This is a genomic window from Leisingera aquaemixtae (assembly GCF_019801145.1).
GTDB classification, from domain to species: Bacteria; Pseudomonadota; Alphaproteobacteria; order Rhodobacterales; family Rhodobacteraceae; genus Leisingera; species Leisingera aquaemixtae_A.
This window is the reverse complement of record NZ_JAHVJQ010000003.1, coordinates 173,765-194,211: the sequence shown is the minus strand read 5'-3', so window position 1 is coordinate 194,211 and position 20,447 is coordinate 173,765. Positions and strand designations below refer to the sequence as shown.

At 64.4% G+C, this 20,447-nt stretch carries 16 protein-coding genes; 7 read left to right on the top strand and 9 right to left on the bottom strand.

Features of this window, described 5'->3' with window-relative positions; all coding sequences use genetic code 11:
• The first annotated feature begins 174 nt into the window (after positions 1 to 174).
• Both nhaC and KUW17_RS08280 read left to right on the top strand, forming a co-directional pair.
• Positions 175 to 1,605, top strand: a complete 1,431-nt coding sequence (gene nhaC / locus KUW17_RS08285) for a Na+/H+ antiporter NhaC (protein ID WP_222477914.1) — start codon at positions 175 to 177, stop codon at positions 1,603 to 1,605.
• 74 nt (positions 1,606 to 1,679) lie between these two features.
• Positions 1,680 to 2,702, top strand: coding sequence for a GlxA family transcriptional regulator (locus tag KUW17_RS08280; protein WP_222477912.1), 1,023 nt, complete (start codon positions 1,680 to 1,682; stop codon positions 2,700 to 2,702).
• Positions 2,703 to 2,704: 2 nt separating this feature from the next.
• Here KUW17_RS08280 and KUW17_RS08275 read toward each other — a convergent pair whose 3' ends face one another.
• A complete protein-coding gene (locus KUW17_RS08275; protein WP_222477910.1) occupies positions 2,705 to 3,922 on the bottom strand; it encodes a PAS domain-containing protein in 1,218 nt (405 codons plus the stop codon).
• A gap of 128 nt (positions 3,923 to 4,050) precedes the next feature.
• Positions 4,051 to 5,646 (bottom strand): class I SAM-dependent methyltransferase, encoded by a 1,596-nt coding sequence (locus tag KUW17_RS08270; RefSeq protein WP_222477908.1) that lies wholly within the window; start codon positions 5,644 to 5,646, stop codon positions 4,051 to 4,053.
• A 158-nt stretch (positions 5,647 to 5,804) separates the two neighbouring features.
• Between KUW17_RS08270 and KUW17_RS08265 the strand changes: the two genes are divergently transcribed.
• Positions 5,805 to 6,320 (top strand): hypothetical protein, encoded by a 516-nt coding sequence (locus tag KUW17_RS08265; RefSeq protein WP_222477906.1) that lies wholly within the window; start codon positions 5,805 to 5,807, stop codon positions 6,318 to 6,320.
• 374 nt (positions 6,321 to 6,694) lie between these two features.
• Positions 6,695 to 7,732 carry an alpha/beta hydrolase gene (locus KUW17_RS08260; RefSeq protein ID WP_222477904.1) on the top strand — a complete coding sequence of 346 codons (1,038 nt, stop codon included), beginning with the start codon at positions 6,695 to 6,697 and terminating at the stop codon, positions 7,730 to 7,732.
• Between the two features lie 218 nt (positions 7,733 to 7,950).
• Here the strand turns inward: KUW17_RS08260 and KUW17_RS08255 are convergent, their stop codons facing one another.
• The 6 genes from KUW17_RS08255 to KUW17_RS08230 form a co-directional block, all read right to left on the bottom strand.
• Positions 7,951 to 8,364, bottom strand: a complete 414-nt coding sequence (locus KUW17_RS08255) for a F0F1 ATP synthase subunit epsilon (protein ID WP_222477902.1) — start codon at positions 8,362 to 8,364, stop codon at positions 7,951 to 7,953.
• A gap of 56 nt (positions 8,365 to 8,420) precedes the next feature.
• Entirely contained in the window at positions 8,421 to 9,845 is a 1,425-nt protein-coding gene (gene atpD, locus KUW17_RS08250; RefSeq protein WP_222477900.1) for a F0F1 ATP synthase subunit beta, read from the bottom strand.
• Positions 9,846 to 9,866: 21 nt separating this feature from the next.
• Complete coding sequence (locus KUW17_RS08245; protein WP_222477899.1) at positions 9,867 to 10,742, bottom strand: F0F1 ATP synthase subunit gamma; 876 nt, start codon at positions 10,740 to 10,742, stop codon at positions 9,867 to 9,869.
• Positions 10,743 to 10,757: 15 nt separating this feature from the next.
• Complete coding sequence (gene atpA, locus KUW17_RS08240; RefSeq protein ID WP_222477897.1) at positions 10,758 to 12,296, bottom strand: F0F1 ATP synthase subunit alpha; 1,539 nt, start codon at positions 12,294 to 12,296, stop codon at positions 10,758 to 10,760.
• Positions 12,297 to 12,857, bottom strand: coding sequence for a F0F1 ATP synthase subunit delta (locus tag KUW17_RS08235; protein WP_222477895.1), 561 nt, complete (start codon positions 12,855 to 12,857; stop codon positions 12,297 to 12,299).
• A gap of 373 nt (positions 12,858 to 13,230) precedes the next feature.
• The gene (locus KUW17_RS08230; RefSeq protein ID WP_222477892.1) at positions 13,231 to 13,977 is read right to left on the bottom strand and encodes a methyltransferase domain-containing protein; all 747 of its coding nucleotides are present in this window, start codon (positions 13,975 to 13,977) and stop codon (positions 13,231 to 13,233) included.
• Positions 13,978 to 14,032: 55 nt separating this feature from the next.
• Here KUW17_RS08230 and gloB point away from each other — a divergent pair, with 55 nt between their 5' ends.
• The 3 genes from gloB (at position 14,033) to KUW17_RS08215 (ending at position 18,296) form a co-directional block, all read left to right on the top strand.
• On the top strand, positions 14,033 to 14,806 hold the full coding sequence (gloB, locus tag KUW17_RS08225) for a hydroxyacylglutathione hydrolase (RefSeq protein WP_222477890.1): 774 nt from the start codon (positions 14,033 to 14,035) through the stop codon (positions 14,804 to 14,806).
• Positions 14,807 to 14,982: 176 nt separating this feature from the next.
• Entirely contained in the window at positions 14,983 to 17,307 is a 2,325-nt protein-coding gene (gene clpA, locus KUW17_RS08220) for an ATP-dependent Clp protease ATP-binding subunit ClpA (protein ID WP_222477888.1), read from the top strand.
• On the top strand, positions 17,307 to 18,296 hold the full coding sequence (locus KUW17_RS08215; RefSeq protein WP_222477886.1) for a M23 family metallopeptidase: 990 nt from the start codon (positions 17,307 to 17,309) through the stop codon (positions 18,294 to 18,296). The genes clpA and KUW17_RS08215 overlap by 1 nt, the downstream gene beginning before the upstream one ends.
• Positions 18,297 to 18,605: 309 nt before the next feature.
• Here KUW17_RS08215 and KUW17_RS08210 read toward each other — a convergent pair whose 3' ends face one another.
• Entirely contained in the window at positions 18,606 to 20,447 is a 1,842-nt protein-coding gene (locus KUW17_RS08210) for a peptidoglycan -binding protein (RefSeq protein ID WP_222477884.1), read from the bottom strand.

The window sequence follows — 20,447 nt, the reverse complement described above, 5'->3', positions numbered from 1 at the left end:
CGCTCCGTTCTCCCCTGTTGTCGCAAAAACTGTGGATTCCGGCGCGCTGGCATCGAGTCTGCCGCGGCGATCTCTGGTGTGTTTCCGCATCCGCCTGACACAGGCGTCCTGACCAAAGGGAGGAGAAACCCCGTGTCACCAACTGATCCGAATATTGCAAAACCCGGTCTGGGAATGGCGTTGCTGCCGATCCTGCTGACCCTCTTGGTGCTGGGCATCCAGCTGTTCTATTTCGGGGATTTCACCCCGCATATCCCGCTGGCCATCGGCATCGCCATCACCGCGCTGGTCGGCCTGAAGCTGGGCCACAAATGGGATAATATCGAAGAAGGCGTGTTCCACGTCATCAACATCTCGCTGCCGTCGGTGTCGATCCTGATCACCGTGGGCATGATCGTCGGCATCTGGATTGCCAGCGGCACGGTGCCGACGCTGATCTATTACGGGCTCAAGATCTTGTCGCCGGAGCTGTTCCTGGCTGCAGGCATGGTGCTGTGCTCGATCGTGTCGGTGTCGCTGGGCACCTCCTGGGGCACCGTCGGCACCGTCGGCCTGGCGCTGATGGGGATCGGCGCGGGCTTTGGCATTCCGATGTACTGGACCGCAGGCGCGGTGGTTTCGGGCGCATTCTTCGGCGACAAGATCTCGCCGCTGTCGGACACCACCAACCTTGCCCCGGCCGTCACCGGCACCAACCTGTTCGACCACATCCGCAACATGCTGCCGACCACCATCCCGTCGATGCTGATTGCGCTGGCTATTTACCTGGTGGTGGGCTTCACCCTGATCGACACCTCGCAGGTGTCATTCGAGCGTATCGACGCGATCACCGCGGCGCTGGACAATGCCTTCTGGATCTCGCCGCTGATGCTGCTGCCCGCACTGCTGGTCATTGTGCTGGCGGTGAAGAAGCAGCCCCCCATTCCGTCGCTGTTTGCCGGTGCGGTTGTCGGCGGCATCATGGCGATGGTGTGCCAGGGCGCGGGCCTGCATGAGACCTTCACCTTCGCCAACAGCGGCTATTCCATCGACACCGGCGTGGCGGAAATCGACCCGCTGCTGAACCGCGGCGGCATCCAGTCGATGATGTGGACCATCTCGCTGGTGCTGCTGGCGCTGGGGTTCGGCGGCGCGCTGGAGCGCACCGGCTGCCTGCAGGCGATCATCGAGGTGATCATTGCCCGGGTGAAGAGCTTTGCCGGCATCCAGACCTCGGCGATCCTGACCTCGGTTGCAACCAACACCGTGGCGGGCGATCCGTATCTGTCAATTGCCCTGCCGGGCCGGATGTATGCGCCGGTTTACCGCGGCATGAAATATTCGCCGCTGAACCTGTCGCGCGCCATCGAGGAAGGCGGCACGCTGGTTTCGCCGCTGATCCCCTGGAACGCGGGCGGCGCCTTTGTGATCTCGGCGCTGGCACTGGGGATTGCCGACGGCAACTTCGAGAACCTGCTGTACATCCCGCTGGCCTTTGCCTGCTGGCTGTCGCCGCTGATCGGCATCTTCTATGCGATGACCGGGCTGTTCTCGCCCAAGGCCAGCAATGACGAAGTTGCGGCCTGGGAGGACAGCGGTGAGCCGGTGCAGGAGCTGACCGCCTGATCCTCCCTCGCGCGCCGGAGCCTCCCCTCCGGCGCGCGTTTCAAAGTGAACGTCCCATCTGTTAGGTTAGCGATATGACATTCCGCAGCTTTGTCCCGAAGGGTGCGGCCAGTTTCCGGGTTGATTACGACGGGCCGCCCAAAGACATCTACTTTCTGCTTCTGCCGAAGCTGACCATGCTGGCGTTCAGCGCCGCGGTGGAACCCTTGCGGATTGCCAACCAGGTCACCGGCAAGGAGCTGTACCGCTGGTTCCTGCTGAGCGAGGACGGCGCACCGGTGCCCTGCTCCAACGGCATCGAAATCAACACCGGCATGGCGCTGGAGGATTTGCCGCGCGGCAGCTTTGCGCTGGTCTGCTCCGGCATCGAGCCATCGGACAGCGCCAGCCCCAAGGCGCTGGCCTGGATGCGGCGGCAGAATGCCCACGGCAGCCGGTTCGGCGGCATTTGCACCGGCGCCTTTGCGCTGGCCCAGGCCGGGCTTTTGCAGGGGCAGCGCTTTACCCTGCACTGGGAGAACCAGCCGTCGTTTTCGGAGCATTTCCCAGGGCTGGAGCCGACCGCGAACCTTTATGAAATCGACAAGGGGCTGATGACCTGCGGCGGCGGCAATGCGGCCACCGACATGATGCTGGAGATGATCGAGACCGACCACGGCAAGGACCTGGCGGTGATTGTCTCTGACATGTGCATCCACTTCCGTTCCAACAACCGCGAGGCGCTGCAGAAGTCGGCCTACTCCGTTGCACTCAGCAGCCGCAACCAGCATCTGATCAACGCGATGCAGTTCATGCATGAAACCATCGAGGAGCCGGTGGAGGTCGGCGTGGTGGCGGAGCACGCGCAGATCTCGCGGCGCCAGCTGGAACGGCTGTTCCAGCGCTATGTCGGCACCTCGCCGGTGCAATTCTATATCGACCTTCGGGTGGGCCGGGCGCTGGCGCTCTTGAACGAAACCAACATGACGGTGGCAGAAATATCAGCCGCCACCGGCTTCAGCAGCGCAACCCAGCTGTCGATCCGCTTCAAGAAGCGCTACGGGCAGTCGCCCGCGTCCTTCCGCAAGAGCTGGGCGGAAAAGGCCGCCGAGGCGTAGGCTCAGGCCTCGTCCGCGGCGAGGGCGGCGCTGAGTACGGAGATCTTTTCCAGCCGGGCGGAGATCCGGTCCTGAAACTGGCCCAGTTCGTCGATGATCGAGTTCAGCGACTCCCCGACGTTGCCCAGCCGGGCGCATTCGATCTTGCACAGCACCCGGGTGGTGGTCAGCGCCATGAAGTGCCGGTGCAGGGTCTGGCAGGCCTTCTGGATGCGCTCCGCCTCGAAGCGGACATCCTGCAGGCTGGCGCGGGCCTTGGCGAACTGGACATCCGTGAGATCATTCAGAATGCCCTGCTCGCGGGGGATGTCGGCGGCTGCCGTGGCGCCTTCCTGCTCCAGCTGGTGGCCGCATTCGGTCAGGATGCGGGCCAGGCCTTCGACAAAGATGGCGGCGGTCACCGTGCCCTTGATGGCGCGGAAGTTGCTGTCCTTGCCCCAGACGTGCGCTTCGAACCAGCTCGACATGTCGCGCGACATGGAGCTGTAGTTCTGGGACAGCACCGTCACCGGGCCGCCCGCCGGTTCGATCCGCGAGGCGATGACCCGCAGGTTGTGGGGGATGGTGCGCATGGATTCGAATTCCTGCACCAGCGCCTCGGTTTCCTCGACCAGCTGCCCGGCGGTCGCATGCATCGCCCGGCGTTCCGCCAGACGGGCGCAGGGCGGGCGGCTGAGGCCGGTATCGCGGGCCAGCAGCTCCTCTGCCAGGGCGTGGCCGGCAAAATCATTGTAGGTGGCAAAGCCCAGTTCCCGCAGGCGGGCGAGCAGCCGCGCGGCGCTGTCCTGCGGGCTCAGTTCCTCTGCCTGCTCGGCCTGGCGCAGCCGGGTGTATTCCTGCTCCACCGTCTTGAGCAGCGGGCTGGTCGGTTTTATCCGGGCCGAGAGATAGCCGCCGTCGCAGGGCGTGACCACGGCGAACACCCAGTAAAAGCTGCCGTCGCGGGCGCGGTTCTTGACATAGGCGCCGACGGTGCCGCCGCCCTTGATCGTGTCCCACAAGAGCTGGAACACCGCGCGCGGCATGTCCGGGTGGCGGATGATCTTGTGCGGCGCGCCCAGCAGGTCCTCCAGCGGGTACTTGGCGACCCGGCTGAACACTGTGTTGCCGGCCAGGATAACGCCGCGGGGATCGGTGCGGGAAAAGAACACTTCATCAAGGGCAAAAGGAGACTCCCTGCCCGAAGATTGTGCGGCCAGCGTGCGGTCTTCGAAGGACACGTTTCACTTCCAGTTCAGTTTGATCTCGTGCAGGTCCGTTGTACCGGCCAGTGCTTGTCAAATCGCTAATGAGGAGCGGATGGTGCAGGTTTTTCCCGGCCCCCGCCCGCCCCCTTCATCTGCCCTGCTCAGGCCGCGGCGTGCTGCGCGTTTTCCAGTCCAGGCGCCTGCCGGCTGTCCTCCAGCGCCAGGCCCAGGCTATCGCAGAGCGGCAGGCGGCGGGCGGCGAAATTGCCGGCCCGGGCGCGCAGAAGCGCGAGGTTCTCCTCCTCGCTTTCCAGCACCCGCCCCTCGTGCTGCAGGCGCTGGCCCTGCGGCGCCAGGATGCGCCAGACCAGATCCGCCCACTCCGCGGGCGTTTCCAGCCCCTCGCTGCGGGCCAGCAGGAACAGCTGCTCGAAGCGGTCGAGCTCCACCCCGCCACCGGTGACGGGCGAAGCAAGAAAGCGCAGGGCATCGCCCTCCTCGGCGCGTTTGCAGACCGCCAGGTTGAAGGCGCGGCAGGCGGCGGCGCGGCGCTCCAGCCCCTCTTGCGGCAGGCAAGGAGTGATGCAGCCGCTGCCGGCCAGCACCGTCAGCATCCGGGTGATGCCGCCCCACGCCAGGGTGCCGAACACGCCCTGGTCCAGCAGGCTGCGCACCGTGGCCGGCCCGTTGGCGAGCGCCTGCAGCACCGGCGCGTACTGTGCCTGCTCCAGCGGCACCTCCTGCCCGCGGTGGTGGAAGCGGAGCGCGCCGCCGCCATAGGGCCGGGCCAGGGCCAGGGGGGTGGCAAACCAGGCGCCGATTTCGCCGCGCGGCGTATGGGCGAGCCGGCCCTTGACGAAAATGTCGGTGCGGAAGTGCTCGTTCAGCAGCACGTCGCGCAGGCCCTCGCGGCGGACCGGATCGCTTTCGCTGTCCAAGAGGGCGCGCTGTGCGGCAGTGAACCGCACCTCGTCGAGGTTGTCGAGCAGGCTTGCCGAGGCGGCGAAGCTCAGCTTGGCGCCGGCCAGCTCGGCGGCCAGGTCCTCGAAGAAGAAGGGCGTCCAGTCCTTGTTGAAATACTCATGCGCCAGATAGTTCGGGGGCATCGATTTCATATGCTCCAGCCGGTCTGCAGCGAGCGGGTTGCGGCCGAAATAGCCGGCGCCGGCCCCGGCCAGCTGGCGGGCGAACTCCAGCGCCGCGCCGATCCGTTCCGGCAGCGGGCCGCTGCCCTGCTCTGCCCGCGCGGCGAGGATCCGGCGCAGCGGCAGGGCCGCGGCCCAGCCGGGCTGGGTGTTGCAGCTGACATAGACCAGGCCGCCCGGTTTCAGACGGTCAGCGATGAAGCGCAGGATGTGCTGGCGGTTTTCCTGCGAAACCCAGCTGTAGACGCCGTGCAGCGCGATGATGTCGAAGGCCGCAGGCAGGTCCGGGGTTTCGCCGAAATCCTCGAAACTGCGCTCGTGGAAATGCACGTTCTCCAGCGCTGCCTCCTGCGCCAGATCGCGGGCGCCGGCGATATGCGATGGGCTGAAGTCCATGGCGTGAAACTCGATATGCGGGTTGGCAGCTGCCAGCAGATTGGCCGAGAACCCCTGGCCGCAGCCCAGCTCGCAATAGGTGAGGTTTTCCCCGTCCAGCCCGTGCCGGAGACCCTGCGCGGTAGCAGTAAAGCCCAGCAAGGCCGGGGTCAGCTGGCGGTGAAAGTCGAAGGTGTAGTCGATGCCGGCGACATAGCCGGAGGTCCAGTCGGTCACGGGGAATCCTGCAGGTTAGGTAAAGGTCATGCAGGGGAATTTCGGAAAATTTGATGAGAATAGGGTTAAGGCCCGGGTGATTCATGCGGTGCCGGGCACGGTGCGGACAGGCGGAGTGCCCTATGCTACACTCAGCCGGTGCTTTTGGGGAGGGATTGATGAGGAATGCACTTCTGGTCTTCGCAGCCGTGATGGCCATGGCCGTACCAGTGAGCGCTGCCGGTCAGGACGGTTCAGACGCCCCGCCTGCCGCGCAACTGATCACAGCCTATGAAACCATCGTTGCGGTCGAGCATGATTCCCGCCACCTCTACCACCTGCAGACAAAGGCTCTTGTTGCGCATCTCGGTGGTTGGGCGCGCCCGGCCAATGAAGACGGCTCTGAGATCGACGTGTTCTCCGGCGTGTCCGAACAGGTCATCCCCCTCAATCTCAACCGGATAAAGGCACAGCTGCGCAGAGGCCGCACGGATAAGCAAACGGCGCCGGAACTGGCCGAAATCATAACCCTATTCGAGGCCGCGATTGCAACCGGGCTGGAAATATCAAGGCTGCTGGAAGCGGGGAATTTCGAACAGGCCAGTGAGTTCTACCGGACCCGGTCGGTGCCGGAGTATGAAAAGCTCTGGCGGCGGACGTTCACGCTGATGCGCGGAATTGAGCGCAGGCTTTAAAGCCGGGCAAGGCCGGGATTGGCTGGCAGTGGAAGCCGAATTTGAAGCCGATCCCGGTGGCACAGCCGGAGGTCCAATCGGTCACGGGGAACCCTGCAGGCTGGGGAATCGTCCTGCAGGGCGGTTTCCGGTATGTTTGGTGAGAATTGGGTTAAGGGCGGAGAAATTGGCGCTGCAAGTTCCGGAGACGGTTCTGGTGAGGGAAGGCTGGATGCCCCTCAGTTCAGCAGGGTCTTCTCAGCCCAATGCCGGGATTGAGCCCAATGGAGCCATTGGTTTCTGCAACAGAATTTGGCCAAACGACGCTTTGCGCGCACAACGCCCCATGCCATAGTCGAATTGTTATTTAACCGGCATTGTCAAAGGGTATCGTTATGGAAATCGGAAAATGCACGCGTCGGATAACTTTGGCTTTGTTGTCGACCTTGGGCTTTCTCATAATATCGGTAGGTGCTGCATCTGCTGAAACGTCGCTTGGATACCGCGCTGAACTTGATGTCGTTTACGGCCGGGCGGTCATCGCGCCTGACGGTGTAGAAGTCGAACGCGATCTAAGGATGGACGTTTACTATCCGAATGAGGAGAACGCGGATTTCTCAAGCGATGCGTACAAGCCGAGCACAGCCCGTCCAGCGGTCATCTATGTCCACGGAGGTGCGCACCATCGCGGCGGACGCAGGCAGGCCCCCTTCCGGTTGGAGGCAGCGGTCCATTCCCGTCCCGAAGACTATGCACGCCTGCTGGCTCCTCTGGGGTACGTCGTATTTGTTGTGGAGTACCGTTTAGCGCCCGAAAACCCTGTACCGACTTTATTGCCTGGAGAAGCAAATCTCCTTGAGGACATTGACACCTACGTCACGCCTGAGGTGTTCGAAGCAACAGTTCGCGCGCGCGGTGCCATGGGCCTGCCACCTCTTCCAGATACACCAGAGGGCCGGCAGTTTTTGTGGGATGCCGGTGTTTCTGCCGCTGAAGACGTGCGGATGGCGTTCGACTTTGTGGTAAAGAACGCTGATCGGTTTGGAGTTGAGCCTTCTCGGATTGCGATGGGCGGTCATTCAGCCGGCGGCGGGATCACCATGAATGTCGCCTTCGGTTTGCAGACACCATTGGCGGCAGTGTTTCCGCTTTCCGGAACGGACGTTCTGTTTGAGCATGATGCCGTTGCTCAGTTTGGCAACCTGCCGCCTGCGCTGCTGGTGTACTCACAGTTTGATGAGCATACGCAGCTGGGGCAGTTGCCGGGCATCATAAACCTTATGCAAGACGCGGGCGTTGATTACCAGTTGGCCTGGGTTCCGGGTTTTGCCCACTTTTACCCGCATGGCGCAGTATCGCTGGCCGACGACGGCACGCGAAGTGCCTTGAGCGACCGGATCATCGGCTTTCTGGAAGAGCACCTAAGCGAGTGAGAGGGAGCGAAGTTGATCCATTCAGCACCTGCTGTCGTTAACGACGGCCTTCTCACGCTAATTGCCCCAGGTTCTCAGCTCTAATAACAAGGAATTGAACAAGGCCCCCTGCACAGGTCAACCAGCGCCCCTGCCCTCCTTCGCGCCCCGCCTGCTCCCAACAAAAAAACCGGCCCCCAACGGGAGCCGGTCTCAAATTCGTCCAATCCGCGTTTGGATCAGAGGGACATATGGGTGCCCAGGGCTTCCATGTCGGCGAGCAGCTTGGCTGCGTCCTCGACCAGGCCGTGCGGCTGGTCTTCCTCTTTCGCGGTCTTGTACATCTCGCGGGCTTCCTCGATCAGGGTGTTCATCTGATCGCGGGTCATCTCGGCCATCGGGATCGCGCGCTCGGCCAGAACCGACAGGCTGTCGCCTGCGATTTCGGCAAAACCGCCGGTCACCAGATACTCCGAGTTGCCTTCGGGGCTTTCGACCTTCAGCACGCCGGGGCGCAGGGTGGTGATGGTCGGCGCGTGCTGAGGCATCGCCGTCATGTCACCCTCGGACCCGGGGATCTGAACCGCGCTGGCCTGAAGCGACGCCAGGGCGCGCTCGGGGCTCACGAGGTCGAATTGCATCGTTTGTGCCATTGGGGCCTCCTTTCAGGGTCCCCCCGCACCGCGAGGGCGCGGGGGAAAATCCGTTCTTAGGCGGCTTCCGCAGCCATCTTCTCGGCTTTGGCGATCACTTCGTCGATGCCGCCAACCATGTAGAAGGCGCCTTCGGGCAGGTGGTCGTATTCGCCGGCCACAACAGCCTTGAACGACGCGATGGTGTCTTCCAGCGGAACCTGGACACCGTCGGAGCCGGTGAAGACCTTCGCAACGTCGAACGGCTGGGACAGGAAACGCTGGATCTTACGCGCACGCGCAACGGTCAGCTTGTCCTCTTCCGACAGTTCGTCCATGCCGAGGATCGCGATGATGTCCTGCAGCGACTTGTAGCGCTGGAGGATCTGCTGAACGTCGGAAGCCACTGCGTAGTGCTCTTCGCCAACGATCTGCGGGTCCATCAGGCGCGACGAGGAGTCGAGCGGGTCCACAGCGGGGTAGATGCCGAGCTCGGAGATCGCGCGGTTGAGAACGGTGGTCGCGTCCAGGTGGGCAAAGGTGGTTGCCGGTGCCGGGTCGGTAAGGTCATCCGCGGGAACGTAGACGGCCTGGATCGAGGTGATCGAGCCGTTCTTGGTGGAGGTGATGCGTTCCTGCATCGCGCCCATGTCGGTGGCCAGGGTCGGCTGGTAGCCCACAGCCGACGGAATACGGCCGAGCAGAGCGGACACCTCGGAACCGGCCTGGGTGAAGCGGAAGATGTTGTCCACGAAGAACAGAACGTCGGTGCCGGACTGGTCGCGGAACTGTTCGGCCAGGGTCAGGCCGGTCAGCGCAACGCGGGCACGGGCCCCCGGAGGTTCGTTCATCTGACCGTAAACCAGCGCCACCTGGGATTCTTCCAGGTTGTCCGGCTTGATCACGTTGGATTCGATCATTTCCCAGTACAGGTCGTTGCCTTCACGGGTCCGCTCGCCAACACCGGCGAACACGGAGAAGCCCGAGTGCACCTTTGCGATGTTGTTGATCAGTTCCATGATCAGAACGGTCTTGCCCACGCCGGCGCCGCCGAACAGGCCGATCTTGCCGCCCTTGGAGTACGGCGCCAGCAGGTCGATAACCTTGATGCCGGTCACCAGAACTTCCGACTCGGTCGACTGTTCGCTGAACTCGGGTGCGGGCTGGTGGATGGCGCGGGTCTCGGTTGCGTTCACCGGGCCCTTTTCGTCCACCGGCTCACCCACGACGTTCAGGATGCGGCCCAGGGTGGCGTTGCCGACCGGGATCGAGATCGGCGCGCCGGTGTCGGACACGGCCTGACCGCGGACCAGGCCCTCGGTTGCGTCCATTGCGATGGTGCGGACGGTGTTTTCGCCGAGGTGCTGGGCCACTTCCAGAACCAGGGTCTTGCCCTCGTTCTCGGTGTGCAGCGCGTTCAGAATTGCGGGCAGGTGGTCGTCGAACTGGACGTCCACAACGGCGCCGATGATCTGGGTCACCTTGCCTTTTGCTTGTGCCATTTGTTGGTCTCCGGTTGTCTCTTAGAGCGCCTCAGCGCCCGAAATGATTTCAATCAGCTCGTTGGTGATCACGGCCTGGCGGGAGCGGTTGAACTCGATGGTCAGCTTGTCGATCATCTCGCCCGCGTTGCGGGTCGCGTTGTCCATTGCGCTCATCCGGGCACCCTGCTCGGATGCGCCGTTTTCCAGCAGGCCAGAGAAGATCTGGGTCGCCACGCCGCGCGGCAGCAGGTCCGCCAGGATCTGCTCTTCGCCCGGTTCGTAGTCGTAGACGGCGCCAGAGCTTTCACCTTCCTCGGCTTCGAAGGAAGCCGGGATGATCTGCTGCGCGGTCGGGATCTGGGTCACGACGTTGACGAACTCCGAGTAGAAGATCGTGGCGACGTCGAATTCACCAGCATCGAACCGGGTCAGGATGTCCTTGGCGATCTCCTGCGCATTGGCATAGCCGATCCGCTTGAACTCGCTGAGGTCCACATGGCCGACGAAATCACTGCCGAGGTCGCGCTTCAGGGCGTCGCGGCCCTTCTTGCCGACGGTCAGAACCTTGACCGTCTTGCCCGCGGCCTTCAGCTCGGCCGCCTTGTGGCGGGCGAGCTTGGCAATGTTCGAGTTGAAGCCGCCGCACAGGCCGCGCTCTGCGGTCATCACGACGAGCAGGTGGGTCTGGTCGCTGCCGGTGCCGCGAAGCAGCTTGGGAGCCGACTCGCTGCCGCCGACCGAGGCCGCCAGCCCCGCCATCACGGCGTTGAACCGCTTGGCGTAGGGACGGGAGTCCTCGGCAGCTTCCTGGGCGCGGCGAAGTTTCGCCGCGGCCACCATTTGCATGGCTTTGGTGATCTTGCGGGTCGATTTGACCGACTCGATCCTGGTTTTAAGGTCCTTGAGAGAAGGCATGTCCCGACTCTCTCCTTATGCGAAGGTGGCGGCGTATTCGTCGATCGCAGCCTTGAGTTTGTCAGCGGCGTCGCCCTTGATCTTGGGATCTTCGTTGGTGATCCAGTCCAGGGTCTCTTTGCCTTTGCCGCGCATGTGCGACAGCAGGCCCGCTTCCCAGCGGCCGACGTCCTTGAGCGCGATCTTGTCGAGGTAGCCGTTGGTGCCGGCGAAGATGACGCAGACGATTTCAGCGTTGGTCAGCGGCGAGTACTGCGGCTGCTTCATCAGCTCGGTCAGGCGCGCACCGCGGTTCAGCAGCTGCTGGGTGGCGGCGTCGAGGTCGGAGCCGAACTGGGCGAAGGCCGCCATCTCGCGGTACTGGGCCAGCGACAGCTTAACCGGGCCTGCAACGGTCTTCATCGCGTTGGTCTGGGCCGAGGAGCCCACACGCGAAACCGACAGACCGGTGTTCACGGCGGGGCGGATGCCCTGGTAGAACAGTTCGGTTTCCAGGAAGATCTGGCCGTCGGTGATCGAGATCACGTTGGTCGGAATAAATGCGGACACGTCGCCGCCCTGGGTTTCGATGACCGGCAGAGCGGTCAGCGAGCCGGCGCCGAAGTCTTCGTTCAGCTTTGCCGAACGCTCCAGCAGGCGGGAGTGCAGGTAGAAAACGTCGCCCGGGTAGGCTTCACGTCCCGGCGGACGGCGCAGCAGCAGGGACATCTGGCGGTAGGCCACGGCCTGCTTGGAGAGGTCATCATAGATGATCAGCGCGTGCTTGCCGTTGTCGCGGAAGTATTCGGCCATCGCGGTTGCGGCATAGGGGGCCAAGAACTGCAGCGGCGCCGGGTCGGACGCGGTTGCGGCCACGACGATGGAGTATTCCATCGCGCCGGTTTCTTCCAGCTTCTTCACCAGCTGCGCCACGGTGGAGCGCTTCTGGCCGACTGCGACGTAGACGCAGTACAGTTTCTTGGACTCGTCGTCGCCGGCGGCGTCGTTGTAGACTTTCTGGTTCAGGATGGTGTCCAGAGCCACGGCGGTCTTGCCGGTCTGACGGTCGCCGATGATCAGCTCGCGCTGGCCGCGGCCGATCGGGATCATCGCGTCGACCGACTTGAGGCCGGTTGCCATCGGCTCGTGCACCGATTTACGCGGGATGATGCCCGGCGCCTTGACGTCAGCCACCTTGCGCTCGGATGCGTTGATCGGGCCCTTGCCGTCCAGCGGGTTGCCCAGACCGTCGACAACGCGGCCCAGCAGCTCGGGGCCGGCCGGAACGTCCACGATCGAGTTGGTGCGCTTGACGGTGTCGCCTTCTTTAATGTCGCGGTCGGAGCCGAAGATCACGATACCGACGTTGTCGGCTTCCAGGTTCAGCGCCATGCCCATGATGCCGCCCGGGAATTCGACCATTTCACCGGCCTGAACGTTGTCGAGGCCGTAAACGCGGGCAATACCGTCACCAACGGACAGCACGCGGCCGATTTCTGCCACCTCGGCTTCTTGACCAAAATTCTTGATCTGGTCTTTCAGGATCGCAGAAATCTCTGCTGCTTGGATACCCATTTATCCGACCTCTTTCATTGCATTCTGTAGGGAGTTGAGCTTGGAGCGGATCGAGCTGTCGATCATCTTCGAGCCCACTTTAACGACAAGACCGCCGATGATGGAGGCATCGACGGAAGCATTGATGGTAACTTTCTTGCCCACGCGCTCGGCCAGGGTCTTGGCCAGCTTTTCGCTCTGGGTCTTGGTCAGCGCCTTGGCGGACACCACCTCTGCGGTGACCTCGCCGCGGGCTTCGGCCAGGCGGTCGCGCAGCGCGCTGATCAGCGCGGGCACCACGAACAGGCGGCGCTTGTCGGCCATCAGAGCCAGGGTGTTGCGCAGAACGGGGTCCAGGCCCATCTTGTCTGCCACCGCGGTGATTGCGGCGCCTTGCTCTTCGCGCGACACCAGCGGCGACTGGATCAGGCTGTTGAGATCGTCGCTGTCAGCCAGGGCGGCTGCCAGGTCATTGATGCTGGTTTCAAGGCTGTCGAGCGCCTTGTTCTCTTCCGCGATGTCGAACACCGCCGTGGCATAGCGCGCAGCAATGCCTGCAGAAATCGAAGCTGGTTCGGACACGTCCACCCTTCCGATATGTTTTTGGCCCCGGTTGGCATACCTGGCCTCAGGCGGCGTCCGGGGGCGTGAGTCATCCCCCATTGGCAGCGGGGCGTTGAAATCAGCGTGGGTCTAGCAGAGCGGATGCGACCTATCAACTGCCTATAACGGTAACAGAAGAAAGCATGTTTCCTGCGTTTTCAATGACTTGCCCCAAGTGCGGCCCTTTGACCACAGTCGATAAATAAAAAAGTGCGGGTGAACTGCAGGATTTTGCGATTCCGGAAAGCGGCATTTGCGCCAAAAAACGTCACACTCGGGTGTAAAACCACCCGAACGGGCAGTTCCGGTCATTTTCGGGAATCGAAATCCGCCGCCTTTGCGCGGCCCCGCGTCAGGCCGGTTCCGGCATCGGGTTGGACAGGCCTTCCAGCACCCGGATGCGGCTGGGCGTCTTGGTGCGGATCATGTGGCCCTTCTGCGGATAGGTCTGCTTGCTGACCTCGACCATGAACACCCCGCCGGCCAGCATCGCGGGCAGCTTGCGGCCCATCTTTTCCAGCATGGCGCCGGATTTCAGCCAGAACCGCTTGTGGCTGGGCAGCCGGTAAAGCGCGGCGGTGTGCTGCTCGATGGCGAACTGGTGCTCGCGCAGCTGGCCCTCCAGCTGGCGCAGCGTGTAGGGGCGGCCATAGCCGAACGGCGTCAGGTCCGAGCGCGCCCAGAGGCCGGCCCGGTTCGGCACGATGAAAATCGCCCGCCCCCCCGGCCCCAGCGCCCGCCAGCATTCCTCCAGCAGCCTGCTGGGCCGCTCCGAGGTCTCCAGCCCGTGCATCACCACCAGCCGGTCGGCCCGCCCGGTGTCGATTGGCCAGCTGGTCTCCTCGCACAGGACTGAGACGTTGGGCATCCCCGCGGGCCATTGCATCACCCCCTGCGGCCCGGGCATCAGCGCCATCACCCGGCGCGCCTCCGGCAGGTAGGGGCGCAGGAGCGGCGCGGCAAAGCCGAAGCCCGCCACCGTCAGCCCGGCGGCCTCCGGCCACAGCTCCAGCAGGCGGCCGCGGATCGAGGCCTGCGCCGCGCGCCCCAGGGTGCTGCGGTAGTAGAAGTTCCTGAGATCCTGAACATCAAGATGCATTGCGGGCGCCTGCTGCTTCGGCCAATCTGGGCGCAGTTTAGCAATGTAAAGGCGAATGACCATGCCTGTCGAGATCATCACCCTGCCCTGCCTGTCGGATAACTATGCCTTTTTGATCCATAATCCGGCGTCCGGGGAAACCGCGCTGGTGGATGCGCCCGAAGCCGGCGCCATCAAGGCGGCGCTGTCGGAACGCGGCTGGGGGCTGGACTGGATCCTGCTGACCCACCACCACTGGGACCATGTGGATGGGGTGGCCGAACTGCAGGCGGCCTATGGCGCCAAGGTGATCGGCGCCAAGGCGGATGCGCACCGGCTGCCGCCGCTGGACATGGCGGTGGAGGACGGCGGCGCCTTCACCCTCATGGGCGAAGAGGTGCAGGTGACGGATGTTTCGGGCCACACGGTCGGCCATATCGCCTATTACCTGCCCGGCGCAGAGGCGGTTTTTACCGCCGACAGCCTGATGGCGCTGGGTTGCGGGCGGCTGTTTGAGGGCACGCCGCAGCAAATGTGGGCCAGCCTGTCGCAACTTGCCGCGCTGCCGCCGCAAACTATGGTTTATTCTGGACATGAATACACCCAGGCTAACGGTGCTTTTGCGGTGACGGTAGACGCCGGCAACCCCGCGTTGCAGGCGCGGATATCCGATATCGCATCGGCCCGGGACAGCGGCATCCCGACGGTGCCGTCGTCCCTGCAGCTGGAACTTGACACCAACCCGTTCCTGCGCGCGGGCGACGCGGCCATCCGGGCGCACCTTGGCATGGAAGGTGCTGAAAATGCAGAGGTTTTTGCCGAAATCCGCAAGCGGAAGGACAATTTCTGAGCAATTCAAGCGCAGCGGGGTGCAACAGGGGAAAAATAATTGTGACCCCAAAATGAAGAAAAGACCTTGAAGCCGGCGCGCTATCAACCAAACTCTAACCTTATAAGCACATGGTTGAACTGAGGGGTTGGTTAATACCGCCCCACCGGCCAACCCAAGATCAGAGGAGCACGCCCGTGCCTTCATTCTCGAGCACCCTGGAACAGGCCATTCACGCAGCGCTGGCGCTGGCGAATGAACGCCGTCATGAATTCGCAACCCTGGAACACCTGCTTCTGGCCCTGATCGACGAGCCCGACGCGGCCCGCGTGATGCGTGCCTGCAGCGTCGACCTGACCGAATTGCGATCCTCCCTGGTGGAATTCGTGGATGAGGATCTTGCCAACCTTGTGACCGACATCGACGGATCGGAGGCGGTGCCGACCGCCGCCTTCCAGCGCGTCATCCAGCGCGCCGCGATCCACGTCCAAAGCTCTGGCCGCACTGAGGTAACGGGGGCGAATGTGCTGGTCGCCATCTTTGCCGAGCGCGAGAGCGACGCCGCCTATTTCCTGCAGGACCAGGAGATGACCCGCTATGACGCGGTGAACTTCATCGCCCACGGCGTTGCCAAGGACCCGGCCTACGGGGAATCCCGCCCGGTGTCCGGCGCGACCGAGCAGGAAGAGGACAACCTGACCACCGCGCCCGAGGGCGAGAAGAAGGAGTCGGCGCTGGCCAAATACTGCGTCGACCTGAACGCCAAATCCCGCGACGGCGACATCGACCCGCTGATCGGCCGCGACCACGAGGTGGAGCGCTGCATCCAGGTGCTGTGCCGCCGCCGCAAGAACAACCCGCTGCTGGTCGGCGACCCCGGTGTCGGCAAGACGGCCATCGCCGAAGGCCTGGCGCGCCGCATCGTGTCCGGCGAAACCCCGGAAATCCTGTCGGAAACCACCATCTACTCGCTCGACATGGGCGCGCTGCTGGCGGGCACCCGCTACCGCGGCGATTTCGAGGAGCGGCTGAAGGCCGTGGTCTCCGAACTGGAGGACCACCCGGACGCGGTGCTGTTCATCGACGAGATCCACACCGTGATCGGTGCCGGCGCCACCTCCGGCGGCGCAATGGATGCATCCAACCTGCTGAAACCTGCGCTGCAGGGCGGCAAGCTGCGCACCATGGGCTCCACCACCTACAAGGAGTTCCGCCAGCATTTCGAGAAGGACCGCGCGCTGAGCCGCCGGTTCCAGAAGATCGACGTGAACGAGCCCTCGGTGGAGGATTCCATCGAGATCCTGAAGGGATTGAAGCCCTATTTCGAGGAGCATCACGGCATCAAGTTCACCGGCGACGCCATCAAGACCGCGGTGGAGCTGTCGGCACGCTACATCAACGACCGCAAGCTGCCGGACAAGGCGATCGACGTCATTGACGAGGCCGGCGCCGCGCAGCATCTGATCATCGAGAGCAAGCGCCGCAAGACCATCGGCGTCAAGGAGATCGAGGCTGTTGTGGCGAAGATCGCCCGCATCCCGCCAAAGAACGTCTCCAAGGACGATGCCGAGGTGCTGAAGGACCTGGAACGTTCGCTGAAGCGCGTGGTCTTCGGCCAGGACGATGCCATCACCGCCCTGTCGAGCGCCATCAAGCTGGCCCGTGCCGGCCTGCGCGAGCCGGAAAAGCCGATCGGCAACTACCTGTTTGCAGGCCCCACCGGCGTCGGCAAGACCGAAGTGGCCAAGCAGCTGGCGGACCAGCTGGGGGTGGAACTGCTGCGCTTCGACATGTCGGAATACATGGAGAAACACGCGGTTTCCCGCCTGATCGGCGCGCCTCCGGGCTATGTCGGATTTGACCAGGGCGGCCTGTTGACCGATGGTGTCGACCAGCATCCGCACTGCGTGCTTCTGCTCGATGAGATCGAGAAGGCGCACCCGGACGTCTACAACATCCTTCTGCAGGTGATGGACAACGGCCAGCTGACCGACCACAACGGCCGCACCGTGAATTTCCGCAACGTGATCCTGATCATGACCTCCAACGCGGGCGCCTCGGAGCAGGCAAAGGCCGCCATCGGCTTTGGCCGCGACCGCCGCGAGGGCGAGGACACTGCCGCCATCGAGCGCACCTTCACGCCGGAGTTCCGCAACCGCCTGGATGCGGTGATCTCCTTCGCGCCGCTCGGCAAAGAGGTGATCCTGCAGGTGGTCGAGAAGTTCGTCCTGCAGCTGGAAGCGCAGCTGATGGACCGCAACGTCTCGATCGAGCTCACCCGCAAGGCGGCCGAATGGCTGGCCGACAAGGGCTATGACGACCGCATGGGCGCGCGTCCGCTGGGCCGTGTCATCCAGGAGCACATCAAGAAGCCGCTGGCAGAAGAGCTGCTGTTCGGCAAGCTGACCAAGGGCGGCGTCGTCAAGGTCGGCATCAAAGACGGCAAGCTGGACCTGCGCCTGGAAGGCCCGGGCAAGCCGCGGATTTCCGGGGACAAGCCGCCGCTCTTGACAGCGGACTGATGCGCCTCGCAGCGCTACTGGCCCTGATACCGCTCGCCGCGCCTGCCGCGGCGGGCGATTTCCGTTTGCAGTTCCCGCTGGACTGCACCCTGGGCGAGACCTGCCATATCCAGCAGTTTGTCGACCGCGATCCCGGCCCCGGCGCACGCGATTTCACCTGCGGCACGCTCAGTTATGACGGCCACAAGGGCACCGATTTCGCCCTGCCCTTCCTGTCGGACATGCATGCCGGCGTCCAGGTGCGCGCGGCGGCGGACGGGGTTGTGCGGGGCACCCGGAACACGATGGCGGACCAGTATGCCACAGCGGAAAATGCAGACAGCATCGATGGCAAGGAGTGCGGCAACGGGGTGGTGCTGCGCCACGGCGGCGGCTGGGAAACCCAGTACTGCCACATGAAGCGCGGCTCGGTCCGGGTGGAAAGCGGCCAGAAGGTGAAAGCCGGCGATGTGCTGGGCGAGGTTGGCCTCTCGGGCAAGACCCAATTCCCGCATCTGCATTTGTCGGTGCGCAAGGATGGCGCGGTGGTGGACCCCTTTGCCCCGCAAGCGCTGGAGACCTGCGGCACGGCTGAGGGCGAGACACTCTGGGCGGATCTGCCGGCCTACCAGCCCGGCGGGGTGATGGGCGCGGGGTTCAGCACCGCCGTGCCGGACTACGGCGCAGTCAAGTCCGGCCTCGCCGATGAGGCTCCGCTGGCCGCGGACGCGCCTGCCTTCGTGTTCTGGGCCTATGCCTTTGGCGGCCAGGCCGGCGACGCGCTGGAGCTGACCGTGACCGGGCCCGGAGGCGAGTTCGTCTCCCACAGCGAAGCGCTGAACAAGAACCAGGCGCAGTTTTTCCGCGCCGCCGGGCGGCGCCTGCGCGGCGGCCAGTGGCCCGCGGGCAGCTATACCGGCATTGCCCGGCTGCTCAGGGACGGGCAGGAGATCGGCCGCCTGGTCCGCAGCATGGAAATCACCGCGCCTGCGGCCCCGGACACCCAGTGATCCACGCCCCTGCAGCCGCTGCGCGGCTGCGCGGCCCAACGGGCGCTGCCGCCCTGGCAGGGCGGCCTGGCGCCGGGCGGGAGCCGCCGCGCCCGCTGCGGCCAGCCGCGCCGCGGCCGGAAATCCGGCAGCCGGATTTGATTATACCCGCATCTGCAATAGTTTAAAGCTAGCCCTACTGCCCGGTGGGGCCGCAACCCGTGTGTAACTAGTAGCTTGTCTCCATTAGTGAAGCGGGTTGCACCCCGCGATGGCTGCCGGACTGGCCGTTTCAGGCTGAAGCGCGGCCTGACAGGGCGGCTGCCCCGATCATTTCTCGGTGAACTTCAGCTCGATCCGCCGGTTCTGGGCGCGCGCCTCAGGCGTGTCCGCCGGATTCACCGGCTGGTATTCCCCAAAACCGTTGGCCGCCAGCCGCGAGGGCGGCACCCCCAGCGCCTCGACCATGTAGCGCACCACCGACAGCGCCCGGCCCTGGCTGAGCTCCCAGTTGTCGGCAAATTTCGGGTGCGCCCCCAACGGCGTGTTGTCGGTATGCCCGTCCACCCGGATGATCCAGTTGATCTCCGGCGGGATTGCCGCCACCACGCTTTGCAGGATCGACACCACCTTGGCGATCTCCACACGGCCTTCCGGCGACAGGGTGGCGCTGCCCGGGGTAAACAGCACCTCGGAGGCAAAGACAAAGCGGTCGCCCTGGATCCGCACGCCCTCCTGCGTGCCCAGCAAATCGCGCAGCCGCCCGAAGAATTCGGAGCGGTAGCGCTCCAGGTCCTGGGCCTTGGCAGTGAGCGCCTCAGCCTCAGCCTCAAGCCTCTTGCGCTCCTGTTCTTCCAGAATCCGCCGCTTGCGCTCTTCCGAGGCGGCGCGGGCCAGGGCTGCGTTCAGGTCCTGGCCGAGGTTCTGCAACTGCACCTGCTGCGCCGCGTCGCGGGCCTGGTAGTCGTCCAGGATGGCCTGCAGGCCGCCAAGCTGCTCGCGCAGGGCTGCGACCTGCTGATTGAGCAGCGCGGTTTCGCGGCGGGCTTCCTCCGACACCGCCTGCTCCTGCGAGAGCGCCTCCCGCGCCTGCGCCAGCAGGGCGGCACGTTCCTCGGCCCGGCTGAGCTGCTCGGCGGCGCCGGCTTCAGCAGTCTCTTGCGCAGCCACGGCGGCCAGCAGCCGCTGGCGCAGGACATCCAGATCCTCCGCCTGGGTTTCCGCCGCGGCCAGAGCTGCCCTGGCCTCGGCCAGCTCAGCTGCCAGCCGCCCGGCCTCGGCGTCTGAGCCTGCACGGGCGGCTTCCAGTACCGAGAGCTGCGCGTCCAGCTGTTTCTTTGCCGCCTCTGCCGCCGCCAGCAGGGTCAGGGTGTCCTCTGCCTGCTGCCTCTGCGCCTCCAGCGCCAGTGTCATGGCGGTCAGCTCCGCATCTGCTGACTGCAGTCTTTCGCGCAGGGCTTCAGCGGCGGCGGCCTCCACCATCCGGGCCGCTTCCTCGGCACTCAGCTGCTCCTGCAGGCCGGCGATTTCTTCGGCCTTTGCGGCTTCTTCCGTCTCAAGGCTGTCGATCAGCGCCTCCATCGCTTCGCGCTCGGCTGCTGCCAGCCGGGCCGCCTCGGCCTGGGCGTCGATCTCGCCGCGGGCCTGCGCCAAAGCCAGGTTCAGAGCCTCCTGCTCGCTCAGCAGCGCGGCACGGGCCGCTTCGAGGTTTTCCCGTTCAGCGCTCAGGTCCGCGACCCGCGCCTGGGCGGCGTCGCGGCTGGCGATCAGGGCAGCCACCTGGGCCTCGAAACCGGTAATGCGGCTGGCGGCTTCCTCCAGCTCGCCGGCCTGACGGTCGCGTTCCGCGGTCAGCGAGGAGATCAGGCTGCGGGCTTGCGCCAGATCCTGTTCAGCCGTGTTGAGGGTCGAGGTCAGCGCCCCCATCCGGGCGTTCAGGCGCCGGTTCTCGCGTTCCTCCAGCCCCAGGGCAGAGGCCAGCGCGCTGACTTCAGCCGAGAGCTCATCCAGCTGGCTTTCCTGGCCGGTGATGGTTTCGCGCAGCACAAACTGCACCACCATGAAGATGGTCAGCACAAACATCAGAACCAGCAAAAGCCCGGTCATCGCATCGACGAAGCCGGGCCAGATCGAGGCCTGGAACCGCTGCCCTGTGCGCTGGGAAAGGGCCAT

Coding starts and splice junctions, on each gene's coding strand:
- nhaC (WP_222477914.1), top strand. CDS start 175: ATGGCGTTGCTGCCGATCCTGCTGACCCTCTTGGTGCTGGGCATCCAG.
- KUW17_RS08280 (WP_222477912.1), top strand. CDS start 1,680: ATGACATTCCGCAGCTTTGTCCCGAAGGGTGCGGCCAGTTTCCGGGTT.
- KUW17_RS08265 (WP_222477906.1), top strand. CDS start 5,805: ATGAGGAATGCACTTCTGGTCTTCGCAGCCGTGATGGCCATGGCCGTA.
- KUW17_RS08260 (WP_222477904.1), top strand. CDS start 6,695: ATGGAAATCGGAAAATGCACGCGTCGGATAACTTTGGCTTTGTTGTCG.
- KUW17_RS08255 (WP_222477902.1), bottom strand. CDS start 8,364: ATGGCACAAACGATGCAATTCGACCTCGTGAGCCCCGAGCGCGCCCTG.
- atpD (WP_222477900.1), bottom strand. CDS start 9,845: ATGGCACAAGCAAAAGGCAAGGTGACCCAGATCATCGGCGCCGTTGTG.
- KUW17_RS08245 (WP_222477899.1), bottom strand. CDS start 10,742: ATGCCTTCTCTCAAGGACCTTAAAACCAGGATCGAGTCGGTCAAATCG.
- atpA (WP_222477897.1), bottom strand. CDS start 12,296: ATGGGTATCCAAGCAGCAGAGATTTCTGCGATCCTGAAAGACCAGATC.
- KUW17_RS08230 (WP_222477892.1), bottom strand. CDS start 13,977: ATGCATCTTGATGTTCAGGATCTCAGGAACTTCTACTACCGCAGCACC.
- gloB (WP_222477890.1), top strand. CDS start 14,033: ATGACCATGCCTGTCGAGATCATCACCCTGCCCTGCCTGTCGGATAAC.
- KUW17_RS08215 (WP_222477886.1), top strand. CDS start 17,307: ATGCGCCTCGCAGCGCTACTGGCCCTGATACCGCTCGCCGCGCCTGCC.
- KUW17_RS08210 (WP_222477884.1), bottom strand. CDS start 20,447: ATGGCCCTTTCCCAGCGCACAGGGCAGCGGTTCCAGGCCTCGATCTGG.